The sequence below is a fragment of the Hymenobacter sp. 5516J-16 genome, assembly GCF_022919335.1.
GTDB classification, from domain to species: Bacteria; Bacteroidota; Bacteroidia; order Cytophagales; family Hymenobacteraceae; genus Hymenobacter; species Hymenobacter sublimis.
Map to the genome: position 1 here is coordinate 2237356 of NZ_CP095058.1, position 12661 is coordinate 2250016.

Here is a 12661-nt window from a genome sequence, read left to right on the forward strand (position 1 = left end):
TCCCTAATCCAGGTAGGGCTCCACGTGCACGGCGCTTAGGCGGCCACTTTGGTAGATAACGGACACGTAGTTGGTGCGCTCCGTGTCGCCAATCCGGACCTTATCAGTGGTGGAAGCTGCCGAGCGGCAAGCCGGCTCCAGACGGGTGCGCAGGCGCCGCCCATAAGCTGGCTGAAAGTTGGTAATGGTAGCGTCGCGGAGTAGGTCTTTCTCCGGGGCCCGGTAGAACTCAAACACGTTGCCCTGGTGCCGCACCAGCAGAATGGTGTCGATCTGGCCGGCTTCGTGCAAGTTCTTGTGGGGCCGGCGTGCCACTACCTTTGCCCCGGTGGCCAGCAGCTCCTGTACTGTCGGCTCCTCGCCGAACGGCTGGCCGGCCAAGGAATCATTCGTCAGGCGCACCACGCGGGTAGCAGCAGGCGCACTATATCGGGCAGCACGCCCCGGCCGCGCCTGTTGCGTGGTAGCCTTCCGGGTAGCGGGCGGCTCGTTGCGTTTCGCATCCATACCGCACATACCTAGAAGTACCGCGGCATAAAGCGAGGTAGCCGAGGCGACTTTGGCGGATGACAGAAACAGGGCAGCAAACATGATAGGGAGGCTTTCTGCCCTATACGCAAACTTCAGGCGCATGGCTTGCTTACGCTGCCTATTCCGCTTAGGCAGTGCCTTTTACCCCTAGTTGTAGCTGCTGTTACTTGCCCATTAAGGTAGCCACTACCCACCGCCGACCGCCGTGGTTACGGTGCTCGCCCAGGTAAATACCCTGCCAGGTACCCAGCGCCAGCCGGCCCTGACTGATGGGCACGCTCACGGCGTGGCCCAGCAGGCTGGCTTTGATATGCGCCGGCATGTCGTCGGGTCCTTCCTGGGTGTGGCGGAAGTAGGGGGCATTTTCTGGTACCGTGCGGTTAAAGAATTGCTCGAAATCGTGGCGCACGGTGGGGTCCGCGTTTTCGTTGATGCTCAGGCTAGCTGAGGTATGCTGAATAAAGAAGTGAGCTGTTCCGACCTGCAGCTGCTCCAGCTCCGGTAGTTCAGCTACTAGCAAATCGGTAATCAAATGAAAGCCTCGGCTTACGGCCGGCAGGCGCAACCGCTTCTGAACAAACTGCATAGGTTGCTTACGGATTTTTCCGCTCGTAGGCCCCAATATCGGGCGGGCTGAGGCGGGGGCGGTTGAGCAGATCGGTGCTGATACCCGGCAAGGCCACGGCTTTGTTGCTGGCCGGTGAAAGGGTGTCGAGCTGATAGTCCAGCGTTTTGCCTCGGGGCGGGAGGGGGTGCTATAGAAAAGGTAGGTCGGGCCTTCCTGCGGATTCAGGATGTTGCCGTTTTTAGCCTGTCCCAGCGGCCCCGTGTTGTTGTACTTCTTGGTCAGCAACACGCTGGTACTGATGTTGATGTTGCCCGCGTATTGCTCCCCGTTCATAAAAGCCAGCTCCTCCAGGTTCCGGGAATTGCCCCACACAATGGAGTTGCGCATGGTCAGGCGCGGAGCAAGGGCGGGCAACGGCCGGCCGCTAATAGCCTTGAAGGGTGCCTCGGGCGAGAGCAACACGGACGGCTGGTTGCGGGTGCCAGAGGTATAGTTGGCAATGGTGCAGTAATCAAGTTGAACCTGGCTGTTTTGCACGGCATAAACCGCATACTGCTCACAGTTACTAATCAGTGTATTATTGGCCGTTACGTCACCGCACAAACTCAGTAAGGCTGCCCCATCAAACGGGTAACCGCTGTTGAGGGTAGAAATATTACGTAGCTCAACTTTTTCAAGCTGCACCTGCGGGCGGGGCTGCTCATTGAAGGGATTGTACAGATAAACGCCCAGCGTACTATTTTTTATGAGCGTGTAGCGCAGCACGTTGCCCTGGCTGCCCAGATCAAACTCCAGGCCGCCCCACTGGCCAGGCCGCTCGGCATATTCGGTTTCGCGTCGGTCACCCTCGAAGCGCACCAGGTTAGGATCATTCGGCTTGATGGGACCGGTAGGCTGGTACGTGGGGTTACACAGCAGCCGGCCTTTCACGACCAGAAAAGAACCGGCGTGCGAGTAGATGCGCGCACCAGCTGCAATGGTGAGCGTGACGCCCGGCCCTACCACCACCGAATTGTAGATAACGTGGGGCTTATCGGCCTTCCAGGTGGTGTTGGCCTTAATTTCATCCCGATCATGGAAGTAGGCATTCTGGCCGTAGCTGACCACTTTCACTTGCTGGTCGTTGCCGTTGGTGCGAAACCGGAGGTCACTTGCCAGCAGGAAAGGCTTCCCGTCGCTGGGCGTGGGGTCAATAGTAGCGCGCACCAGCACCAGCAGGCTGTCCTTGCCCCGGATTTCCACGTCGCGGGCTACGCTGCCGGCATCCCCGTTAACGAGCAGGTTGTAGGTGATGCCGGGTTGGTTTTGCAGGCTGATTTCCGATACGCGTACCGCCCGCGGGTTGCGGTTGTACACCCACAGGCGCTTGCTTACCGTGCCTACCGTCACGAACACGGTATCAAACTTCACCGTGTCAAGGGAAAACTCCAACCGGGCGCTGCTGTCGGTCGTTACGAGGTCTTCCTTGGGCTCACAGCCGGGTAGCAGCACCGTAGCGGCCGAAAGTAGCAGAAGCAGCGGGAGTAAAAAGCGCATAGATGGCAGTAAGCTAACTAACTTAAAAACGTCATCCTGAGCGCAGCGCAGGACCTTATCACGCCGAATCGGCTGTCGTTGTTACGTGATAAGGTCCTGCGTTGCACTCAGGATGACAAACGGGGCTGGGAGCGTTAACGTATCCTAGCCGACGCCTTCCTTCAGGCGCTCGGCGCTTTCAGCAATGCGAAGCTGCTCCACAAAGTCGTCGATGTTGCCGTCCATGACGGAGCTCAGGTTGTACACCGTGTAGCCGATGCGGTGGTCGGTGACGCGGCCCTGGGGTAGTTGTACGTCCGGATTTTGTCCGACCGGTCGCCGCCGCCAATCATGCTCTTGCGGGCCGCGCCTTCGGCTTCGTTTTTCTTGGCTAGCTCAATTTCGTAGAGGCGGGAGCGAAGTACGCCCAGGGCCTTGTCGAAATTCTTGAGCTGCGACTTCTGGTCCTGGCACTGGGCTACGATGCCGGTGGGCAAGTGGGTTAGGCGCACAGCCGAGTAGGTAGTGTTTACCGACTGACCGCCCGGCCCCGACGACATGAACAGGTCCTTGCGCACATCATTCATGTCGATTTCTACGTCCAGTTCCTCCGCCTCCGGCATTACCACAATAGAGGCTACCGAGGTATGAATGCGGCCCTGGGTTTCGGTGGCCGGCACGCGCTGCACGCGGTGCACCCCCGACTCGAACTTGAGCTTGCCGTACACGTCCTCGCCCTTCACAGCCAGAATAATTTCCTTGTAGCCGCCTGAGGTGCCTTCGGTAGCATCAATCAGGTCCATGCGCAGGCCCTGCTTTTCGGCGTAGCGCATGTACATGCGCTGCAAGTCGCCAGCGAAAATAGCCGCCTCGTCGCCCCCGGCCCCGGCACGGATTTCCATGATAACGTCCTTGCTGTCGTTCGGGTCCTTGGGAATCAGCAGCTCCTTGATAACGGCTTCCAGCCGCTCCTGCTCCGGGTACAGCGTTTCCAGCTCGTCCTTGGCCATCTGGCGGAAGTCCTCGTCCTTTTCGGTCGCAATAACTTCCTTGGCGCTATCAATGTTGGCCAGCACGTTCTGGTAGGCCTTGTACTCGGTCACGATTTTGCCGAGGTCCTTATATTCTTTGTTGAGGGCCTTGAAGCGTTTCATGTCGCTCATGGCTTCGGGCTGGGTGAGCTGCTCGCTCACGTCCTCAAAGCGCCGTTGGATGGCCTCCAGTTTGTCTAGCATCTTGCCTTCAGAAAATGTATTGGGAGTGCAAAGGTACGGAATCAATGCCGACCTTAAACAGGGCTGAACCGCTTGGACCAGAAGTGGTAAAAGCCTTCCTGTTTGCGCGCTTTCTGTGCCTGATAATTCCTTAATAGCGCCCCCGTAAGCGCGCCACCTGCGGTAGGCGCCGCCAGCTCGGAGCGCGCTAACAAGGGTCAGTTAGCAGTCAAATTATTTCTATCCTAAACAGTTATCGTTTCAAAAAATTCCTACTTTACGGCCCTCAACCCCGCGCTCATGGCTTTGCTTCGTGCCTTCCATGCTACCCCCTGCGCTCTGACAATCAGCCCAATTGCCACCGGGACAACCGTGACTACAACCCGCTAAGCGGGCCGCGGAACTCCTTTTCACCTCGTATTCGCCGCCCGCTTCGCCGGTAAGCCCCACCTGAGGGAGCTGCCGGACCGACGCGGGCTTTTTCTTGTCCTTTTCACTGGTAGTGCCCTTGACGTGACGCTTATGCAGGTTCTTAAATTCGGAGGTTCATCTGTGGCTTCGGCCGCCAACATTAACCGCGTTTTAGCGCTGGTCGAAGCCGCCGCCCGCCAGCAGCCCTCCGTGGTAGTCGTTTCGGCCCTGGGTGGCGTGACGGATGCCCTGATTAGTGCCGGCCGGCGCGCTGCCGCCGCTGATGCCGGCTACCGGGAGCAACTGCAGGAACTGGAACAGCGCCACCTCGACGTAGTGCGCGAACTGCTCCCGATTACGGGACAGAGCGCGGTGCTGAGCTTCGTGAAAAGCTATTGCAATGAACTAGAGCGGCTCTGCGACGGTGTTTTTGCCCTGGGCGAACTTTCGGCCCGCACCCTGGACCGGCTAGTGAGCTACGGGGAATTACTGTCCTCGCAGGTGGTAGCGGCGGGGCTGGGGCGCGGGGTACGGCTCATCAGTGGCTGGACAGTCGGCAGCTTCTGCGCACCGATGCCCGCTACGGCCACGCCACCGTAGATTTTGCTACCACCAACGCCCAGATTCAGGCCGCCGTGAATGGGGCCGAGACGGCCCTGTACGTGGCGCCGGGCTTCGTGGCCGCAGCCCCGGATGGCACCACTACCACTTTAGGCCGCGGCGGCTCCGACTACACAGCCGCCATTTTTGCCGGGGCGCTGGGAGCCAGTCAGCTACAGATCTGGACCGACGTGAGCGGGATGATGACGGCCGACCCGCGCTTGGTGCGGGCCGCTCGTCCCATTTCGCACATCTCCTACCAAGAGGCCATGGAGTTGTCGCACTTCGGAGCCAAGGTTCTCTACCCACCTACCATTCAACCGGTTATGCACCGGGCATTCCACTCTGGATCAAGAACACGTTCGCCCCGAAGATGCCGGAACCCTAATTGAGGTAGCCCCACCCGCCAACCACGCTACGGTGCGCGGCATTTCCAGCATCGGGCCGGTGGCCTTGCTGCGGCTGGAGGGCAGCGGCATGGTGGGCATTCCGGGCTTTTCGCGGCGGCTGTTTGCGGCCCTGGCCCAGGAGCAAATCAACGTGATTCTCATTACCCAAAGCTCTTCGGAACACTCGATTTCCGTGGCCGTGCGCGCTACCGATGCGCAGCAGGCCCGGCAGGCGGCCGACGCGGAGTTTGCCGCCGAAATTAGCGCCGGCCGCCTCGACCCCTTGTATTGTGAGGAGGAGCTGGCCATTGTGGCCCTGGTGGGGAGCAGATGAAAAACCACCCCGGCATCAGTGGGCGCCTGTTTGGGGCCCTGGGGCAAAATGGGGTGAACATTCGGGCCATTGCGCAGGGCTCTTCGGAGAAGAACATTTCCACCGTTATCCGCCAGCAGGATGTGCGCAAGGCTATTAACGTGCTGCACGAAACCTTCTTCGAGGCCACTACCCGGCAAGTGAACGTGGTAGTTAGCGGCGTGGGCAACGTGGGCCGCAAGCTGCTGGAGCAATTGGCCCGGCAGCAGCCCTGGCTGCGCGAAAAGCTGCGCCTGAACCTGCGGGTAGTGGGCCTAGCCACCAGCCGGCAGTTCGTGCTCGATGAGGAAGGCATTGACCTCGCGGACTGGCAACCGGCCCTGGCCGCCGGACCACCCCTGAGCCTGGAGGCCCTTACCGAGCAGCTGCTGGCCCTAAACCTGCGCAACACCGTGTTCGTGGACGTAACGGCTAGCCCAGAGGTAGCGCAAGTGTACGCCGAGTTGCTGGCACGCAGCGTGGCCGTGGTAGCCTGCAACAAGGTAGCGGCTTCCTCTGATTATCAGAATTATGCGCGCCTGAAGTCATTGGCTCAGGAGTTCAACACCCAGTTTTTGTTTGAAACCAACGTGGGTGCGGGCCTGCCCGTTATCGGGACCCTGGGCGACCTGCTGCGTAGCGGCGACGAGGTGCAGCGCATGGAAGCGGTGCTGTCGGGCACCCTGAACTTTGTATTTAACAACTACGACGGCTCCCGGCCCTTTGCCGAGGTAGTGCGCCAGGCCCAGGCCGAAGGCTACACCGAGCCCGACCCCCGTCTCGATCTGACGGGGTGGACGTAGCCCGCAAAATCCTGATTCTGGCTCGTGAGGCTGGGCACGCGCTGGAAATGAGCGACATTCACAACGAAGCGTTTCTGCCCACCTCCTGCCTGGAAGGCGACGTACCGGCTTTCTACGAGCAACTGGCCGTGCACGAGCCCCACTTCCGGGCCTTGTATGAGGCCGCCGCGGTTAACGGGGAGAAGCTGCGGTTCGTGGCGAGTTTCGGGGCGGGGCAGGCCCGGGTAGGTCTGCAGGCCCTACCCCCACCCACGACCTCTACTCGCTGCAAGGCAAGGACAACGCCGTGCTATTCTATACCAACCGCTACGTGGAGCAGCCCCTGGTTATTAAAGGCGCCGGGGCGGGCGCTGAGGTAACGGCCTCCGGCGTATTTGCCGATGTACTGCGCGCCGTACAATCCTAGTAGGCAGGCGGCTGGAGTACTGCAGCACACGGCAGCTTCTCGGCGGGCAGCGGACTACACTTCAGCTCGGCAAGCTGTTCACTCGTACGCGAAGCTGCCGCCAGATTTCTAGCTTCGCGTTATCCTACCCCTTTTACTTGCTTCATGCTTTTTTCTTCAGCTTCTATTACGGTGCTAGCGCCCGCCACCGTAGCCAACGTGGTGTGCGGATTTGACGTGCTCGGCTTTGCTTTACACGAGCCCAACGACGTGATGAAGCTGCGGCTAACCCAGCAGCCGGGGGTAGTGCTTATCAACGACGACGAGTTCAACCTGCCCACGGAGCCAACCCAGAACGTGGCGGGCGCGGCTCTGCTGGCTATGCTTCACGCCATTCCGGAACCGCTTGGGGTGGAGGTGCGCATTCGCAAAGCCATCCGGCCCGGTAGTGGTATTGGCAGCAGCGCGGCCAGCGCGGCGGGCGCCGTGGTGGGTCTTAACTACTTGTTGAACAACCAATTCAGCAAGCCCGAGCTGGTGCAGTTTGCCATGTACGGCGAAGAGGTAGCCTCTGGAGTGCGCCACGCCGACAACATTGCCCCGGCCATTTACGGCGGCGTAACCCTGATTCGGGCCACTACCCCCACGCCCGACATTGTAGCGCTGGATGCCCCGCCTCTGTTCGTGACGGTAGTGCACCCGCAGATTGAAATAAAAACTTCCGATGCCCGCAAGATTCTGAAGCAGGAAGTACCCCTGCGCGACGCCATCCGGCAGTGGGCCAACGTGGGCGGGCTGGTGGCTGGCCTGCTCCAGCACGACTACGCCCTGATTGGCCGCTCCCTGGAGGACGTGATTGTGGAGCCCGTGCGCAGCATTCTGATTCCGGGCTTTCAGGACGTGAAGGAGGGTAGCCGCATTGCCGGGGCCCTGGGCGGCGGTATCTCCGGCTCGGGCCCCTCCTTGTTTATGCTCAGCCAGGACGAAGCCACGGCCCGCGCCGTAGAAAACGTCATGCACGCCACTTACCAGCGCCTCGGCCTCGACTACCTCACCTACCTGACGACCATCAACCCGGTGGGCTGCCAGGTGCTGGTCGATGAGAACTAAGACGCTGCTTTTCCCGCCGCGTGCCGGCCGCCGAAACCCTATCCATCATCCTGGCCAGCTTCTCCTTCCTACCTCCGATTACCATGCGTTACTACAGCCTTAACCGCCAGGCCGCTACCGTTGACTTTGACGCGGCTACTGTGGCCGGGCAGGCCCCGGACGGGGGCTTGTACTTCCCCGAAACTATTCCGCGCTTTCCGGCCGGCTTCGTGGAGCGGTTGCCCCAGCTGGCTCCCGCCGAGGTGGCTTTCACGGTGCTACAGCCCTATGTGGGCAGCACCATTCCGGCAACCGAGTTGGGCCGCATCTGCGAAGAAACCGTCAGCTTTCCATTTCCAGTGGTGCCAGTTACCGCACGAATCAGTGCCCTGGAGCTGTTTCACGGTCCTACCCTGGCGTTTAAGGATGTGGGCGCCCGCTTCATGAGCCGCTGTCTGGGCTACTTTTCCCGCCACGAAACCCGGCCCGTTACGGTGTTGGTAGCCACTTCCGGCGACACGGGCGGAGCCGTGGCCAGCGGCTTTCTAGGCGTGCCCGGCGTGGAAGTTGTGATTCTTTACCCATCCGGCCGGGTAAGCCCGGTGCAGGAGCAGCAACTCACGGCTCTGGGCCAGAACATCCGGGCCCTGGAGGTGCAGGGCAACTTCGACGACTGCCAGCGCCTAGTGAAGCAGGCGTTCCGCGACCCGGAGCTGCTGGCGCGGCGGCGCTTTACCTCGGCCAACTCCATTAATGTAGCGCGGTGGCTGCCCCAGCAGGTGTACTACTGCTACGGCGTGGCCCAGGCCTTGGCGGCCACTAACCAGCCGCCAGTGGTAGCCGTGCCCAGCGGCAACTTCGGCAACTTGTGCGCGGGGCTGCTGGCCTATGTTTCGGGGCTGCCGGTAGCGCACTTTCTGGCCGCCTGCAACGCCAACGCCGCCGTGCCGGCCTACCTTACCTCGGGGCAGTACGCCGCCCGGCCGGCCGTGCCTACCCTTTCCAACGCCATGGACGTGGGCGACCCCAGCAACTTTGGCCGCATCCTGGAGCTGTTCCGCCATGAGTACCCCGTTATTCGGGACCTGCTCAGCGGCTACTCCGTTTCGGATGCCGACACTAGCGCCACTATCCGGCGGGTACACGAGCACACGGGCTACCTACTGGACCCCCATGGCGCCGTGGCCTATTTCGCCCTGGAAGACTACCTTAGCCAGCAGCCTGAAGCCCGCGGTATTTTCCTGGAAACGGCCCATCCGGTGAAGTTTCCGGCCGCTGTGGAGCCGGCTATCGGCCAGCCCGTGCCGGTGCCCACTGAGCTGCAAGCCCTGCTGCGCCAACCCAAGCGCAGCACGTTGCTAGAACCCGAATACGAAGCCTTGCGCACCTACCTGCTGGAAACGGCGTAGGTTTGCGGCCGCCCGTTCCGGCCCGTAAAGCAGCTGAAATCATCTGGGGGTAGCTGTTGGTTGAATGCCCGGAAGTGCGTCCCTTTGCCTGCCGTCTTTAAACCCGTTGTCTTATGCGTTTGCTGTTCCGCGCCGCCCTGCTTTTACTGCCCCTTTCCGCCTGTAACTCCGACCAGGTAGAGCACCTGAGCAACACTAAGGAGCTGGCCGTGGAAGCCGAGAACTGGCAGGTAAAGCGCATCATGCCCAAAGACTTACTACGCGCCACCGGCTGGGCCGGCGACTCTTTAACGCGCACCACCGAGCGGGAGCTGCGCCAGGTGCTGGCCGCCAAGCTGCAGGAAGGCGGCGTAGCGGCGGCCCTCCCCTTCTGCCGGCCCGCTGCCCTGCCCGCCACCGATTCGCTGGCCGCAGTGCTGCAGGCCGCGCTGAGCTGGAGAAGCCCGCGGCCGCGCAACCCCGCGCACCGGGCCGCCCTCCCGCCCGCTGACCTCAACGCTGCCGACACCACAACCCGCCGCGTAGCCCGCCCCGCCACCGAGGAGTTTACTTACCAACGCCCCGTGGTACTCAATGATGCCGTGTGTTTACGCTGCCACGGCGAGGTAGGCCAGGACATTGCGGCCGCCGACTACGCCCTGATTCAGAAGCAGTACCCCCAGGACCAAGCCACTGGCTACCGGCTGGGCCAGAGCATGGGCGTGTGGCGCGCCAGCTTCAAGCGCAGCGGCGTGGCAGAACTTTACACCATGAAAACCCGCAAGGTGATGAAGAAGCGCAAGCCGCTTTTTTAGGCTGCGCGCACGGTAGCCGAACAAGCTGTCATGCCCGAAGCGGGGCCCCAGCATCTCGCTCGCATTGTTGAGGTAGCATGGCAACGTCAGCACGCGAGATGCTTCGCTCCATGCTGCATCACGGCCTTACGTTGAGGTAGAACTTGTTCAAAGTTAGTCAGCCTGATTTTCATCTGAAACCCTGGAAAACAGCCGATTGTCATTCCGAGCCGGAGCGAGGAATATAGCTTAGGCTCCTAATCGATAACCCAGGTTCTTTGCTTCCGCTCGGAGTGACAACTGCCAATACCATGCAGACACTACCGCGCTTATTACTTGCTTATTAGCCCGTTGCCTTACTTATCTTTCCTGTACTCAGAAAAGGCGTTATGTATTCTAGAAGCCTGCTTTTCCTGCTAACCAGCGTTTTAATTCTCAGTGCTACCCTATCGGCCGTGGCGCAACAGCCCGATTCTAGCCGCCGCCCGCTACTTACCAGAGCCATGGCGGCGGCTAGGCCCTACCGGGTGCTTGGGCCCGACAGCGTAGCCTTGTTTTATACCGCTGAGTATGAGTTGTGTCCGCCGGGCTGCGCCAGCATCCGGCGCCACGCTCGCCTGGATAGCACCGGCCTGTTTTTCGGGTACGTGCGCGACTACTGGATGCACACGGCCCAGCCGGCCCTAGTCGGCGCGTATAAGAATGGGCAAAAGGAAGGCGTATTTGAAGTATTTCACCCCAATGGGGAGGTAGCCACCCGGGCCTATTACCGTGGGGCCGGCCGGTAGGTACTTGGGCCTACTGGTATGCTTCGGGCCAGAAACGACAGATTCTGAGCTTTGGGACGGGCGATACGCTACTCATCCAGCAGTTTTGGACCGAAGACGGGCAACCGCTAGTGCGGGATGGCCAGGGCACCTGGTACCGCACCGACGCCGGCCTGCGCATAGAAGGCAACGTACTTAAGGGCCTGCCCACCGGCCGCTGGCGGGTGCGCGAAACAACAGGGCGCCAGAGCATTAAGGCAGAGGAGCTGTTCTTCAAAGGTCGCTTTCGGGGGGTAGTGCGCGACCTTCTGGGGAGTTCTACTACGACCGGTCGCGCATTTATATCACGGACCTGGACAGCTACAGCGAGGCCGAACGCTTTTCGCTGCGCCCGGCCTGCCCACCAGAGCCGGCAGCTGGGGCCAAGTAAGCCCGCACTGCGCGGAAGTGCGGGCGGCGTTCTACTGAGGAGCCCAACCTTCCGGGCTGTTTTCTAGTTTGGGCAGGGTATGACTACTGCCGCTCCCTCTTCTCAACTGCCCATTCTTATCATTGGGGCCGGTATGGCCGGCCTGACTTGCGCCTGTTACCTGCACCGCGCCGGCCGGCCCGTGCTGGTGCTAGAAGCCGCTGATGCGGTGGGAGGCCGCGTCCGGACGGATGTCACGCCGGAGGGTTTCCGTCTCGACCGGGGCTTTCAGGTATTGCAAACCAAATATCCCGAGGTTCAGCACCTCATGGACTACGGCGCCCTGCAACTGCGGGCGTTCCGCTCCGGGGCCGTCATTCGCCTGCCCGATGGTCAGCAGACTACCCTGGTAAACCCACTGCAACAGCCAACCGCTGCGTTTTCGGCGCTTACCTCGCGGGTTGGCACTTTGCCCGACAAGCTCCGACTCGCCAGCTTGGTGCAGCACGTGCGCGGTTTCAGCAGCGGGCAGCTCATCAGCCGCAACAGCACCAACCAGCTCGACACCCTAACGTTTCTGCGCCAGTATGGCTGGAGCGAGCAAATCATTCAGAACTTCTTCCGGCCCTTTTTTGGGGGCGTATACCTCGACCGGAGCCTGGGCACGGCCGCCAACTTCTTCGAGTTCGTGTTCAAGCAATTTGTGGAAGGTGAGGCCGCCCTACCTGCCCTGGGTATGCAGCAAATTCCGGAGCAGCTGGCGGCTCGCCTGCCCCAAGGTAGCGTCCGGCTGCAGGCGCCCGTGAGTGCCATCGACGGCACTACGGTACACCTCGCCGATGGCACTACCTACGCAGGCGCGGCCGTAGTTGTGGCCGTTGATGGAGAAGCCGCCGCCCGTCTGCTGCCGCCCGCGGCCGATGCCCCGGCCCGGCAGTGGCGCCGCACTACCTGCACCTACTTTGCGGCCCCGGCTACGGCCGCTCGTCCCGATAAGCTGCTGCGGCTCAACGCCTCCCCGACGGGCCTGGCGCATAACGTGGCCTTCCCTTCCGACGTGGCGCCGCACTACGCCCCGGCCGGTCAGCAGCTCGTTTCAGTGAGCACGCACGGCGAACATGGCCTTTCCGAAGACGAGCTTACCGCGCAACTGCGGCAGGAATTAACCGCTTGGTTTGGTCCGGCTGCCGCGCAGTGGCGGCATCTGCGTACTTATTTTATTCCCTACGGCCTGCCCGTGTACGCGCCCGGCCAGCCCGCCCGCCAGATGCTGAAGCTCGGCGAAACTCTGTACCGGTGCGGCGACCATACGGCCTACCCTTCCTTGAATGCCGCCATGGCTTCGGGCCGGGAAGTAGCCGAAGCCATTCTGAGTTCCTAGCTCCGGCACCCAGGCCGCCTGAACCACCAGAGCCTCTACTCCTGCCTCCAACGAGGTAAGAATAG

Annotated in this window: 11 protein-coding genes and 2 pseudogenes; 9 read left to right on the forward strand and 4 right to left on the reverse strand. The window is 61.3% G+C overall.

Annotation, left to right across the window (positions count from 1 at the left end):
- Nucleotides 1–3 precede the first annotated feature (3 nt).
- The 4 genes and pseudogenes from MUN84_RS11155 to prfA form a co-directional block, all read right to left on the reverse strand.
- Nucleotides 4–591: a hypothetical protein gene (locus MUN84_RS11155; RefSeq protein WP_244698497.1), complete on the reverse strand. Its 588-nt coding sequence runs from the start codon at nt 589–591 to the stop codon at nt 4–6.
- 103 nt (nt 592–694) lie between these two features.
- Nucleotides 695–1117 (reverse strand): secondary thiamine-phosphate synthase enzyme YjbQ, encoded by a 423-nt coding sequence (locus MUN84_RS11160; RefSeq protein ID WP_244698831.1) that lies wholly within the window; start codon nt 1115–1117, stop codon nt 695–697.
- Nucleotides 1118–1124: 7 nt separating this feature from the next.
- Nucleotides 1125–1214, reverse strand: coding sequence for a hypothetical protein (locus tag MUN84_RS24550; RefSeq protein ID WP_410780099.1), 90 nt, complete (start codon nt 1212–1214; stop codon nt 1125–1127).
- Nucleotides 1215–2779: 1565 nt separating this feature from the next.
- A pseudogene (prfA, locus tag MUN84_RS11165) lies at nt 2780–3849 on the reverse strand (peptide chain release factor 1).
- Between the two features lie 501 nt (nt 3850–4350).
- Here prfA and MUN84_RS22965 point away from each other — a divergent pair.
- From MUN84_RS22965 to MUN84_RS11205, 9 genes and pseudogenes are all read left to right on the forward strand, one after another.
- A complete protein-coding gene (locus tag MUN84_RS22965) occupies nt 4351–4839 on the forward strand; it encodes a hypothetical protein (RefSeq protein WP_262920690.1) in 489 nt (162 codons plus the stop codon).
- Nucleotides 4803–5231, forward strand: a complete 429-nt coding sequence (locus MUN84_RS22970) for a hypothetical protein (RefSeq protein ID WP_262920712.1) — start codon at nt 4803–4805, stop codon at nt 5229–5231. Before MUN84_RS22965 ends, MUN84_RS22970 begins: the two co-directional genes overlap by 37 nt.
- A 28-nt stretch (nt 5232–5259) precedes the next feature.
- Nucleotides 5260–5562, forward strand: coding sequence for an ACT domain-containing protein (locus tag MUN84_RS11175; RefSeq protein WP_244698500.1), 303 nt, complete (start codon nt 5260–5262; stop codon nt 5560–5562).
- Nucleotides 5559–6789 (forward strand): annotated as a pseudogene (locus tag MUN84_RS11180) (ACT domain-containing protein). The gene MUN84_RS11175 and the pseudogene MUN84_RS11180 overlap by 4 nt, the downstream one beginning before the upstream one ends.
- Nucleotides 6790–6933: 144 nt before the next feature.
- Nucleotides 6934–7878 carry a homoserine kinase gene (locus tag MUN84_RS11185; RefSeq protein ID WP_244698502.1) on the forward strand — a complete coding sequence of 315 codons (945 nt, stop codon included), beginning with the start codon at nt 6934–6936 and terminating at the stop codon, nt 7876–7878.
- 20 nt (nt 7879–7898) lie between these two features.
- Nucleotides 7899–9266, forward strand: a complete 1368-nt coding sequence (gene thrC / locus MUN84_RS11190) for a threonine synthase (RefSeq protein WP_244698505.1) — start codon at nt 7899–7901, stop codon at nt 9264–9266.
- A 113-nt stretch (nt 9267–9379) separates the two neighbouring features.
- Nucleotides 9380–10060, forward strand: a complete 681-nt coding sequence (locus MUN84_RS11195) for a DUF3365 domain-containing protein (RefSeq protein ID WP_244698507.1) — start codon at nt 9380–9382, stop codon at nt 10058–10060.
- Between the two features lie 368 nt (nt 10061–10428).
- Nucleotides 10429–10827, forward strand: a complete 399-nt coding sequence (locus MUN84_RS11200; protein ID WP_244698509.1) for a hypothetical protein — start codon at nt 10429–10431, stop codon at nt 10825–10827.
- A 488-nt stretch (nt 10828–11315) separates the two neighbouring features.
- A complete protein-coding gene (locus MUN84_RS11205) occupies nt 11316–12596 on the forward strand; it encodes a protoporphyrinogen/coproporphyrinogen oxidase (RefSeq protein WP_244698510.1) in 1281 nt (426 codons plus the stop codon).
- Nucleotides 12597–12661: the final 65 nt, after the last annotated feature.

Coding starts and splice junctions, on each gene's coding strand:
- MUN84_RS11205 (WP_244698510.1), top strand. CDS start 11,316: ATGACTACTGCCGCTCCCTCTTCTCAACTGCCCATTCTTATCATTGGG.
- MUN84_RS11200 (WP_244698509.1), top strand. CDS start 10,429: ATGTATTCTAGAAGCCTGCTTTTCCTGCTAACCAGCGTTTTAATTCTC.
- MUN84_RS22965 (WP_262920690.1), top strand. CDS start 4,351: ATGCAGGTTCTTAAATTCGGAGGTTCATCTGTGGCTTCGGCCGCCAAC.
- MUN84_RS11185 (WP_244698502.1), top strand. CDS start 6,934: ATGCTTTTTTCTTCAGCTTCTATTACGGTGCTAGCGCCCGCCACCGTA.
- MUN84_RS11195 (WP_244698507.1), top strand. CDS start 9,380: ATGCGTTTGCTGTTCCGCGCCGCCCTGCTTTTACTGCCCCTTTCCGCC.
- MUN84_RS11155 (WP_244698497.1), bottom strand. CDS start 591: ATGTTTGCTGCCCTGTTTCTGTCATCCGCCAAAGTCGCCTCGGCTACC.
- MUN84_RS11160 (WP_244698831.1), bottom strand. CDS start 1,117: ATGCAGTTTGTTCAGAAGCGGTTGCGCCTGCCGGCCGTAAGCCGAGGC.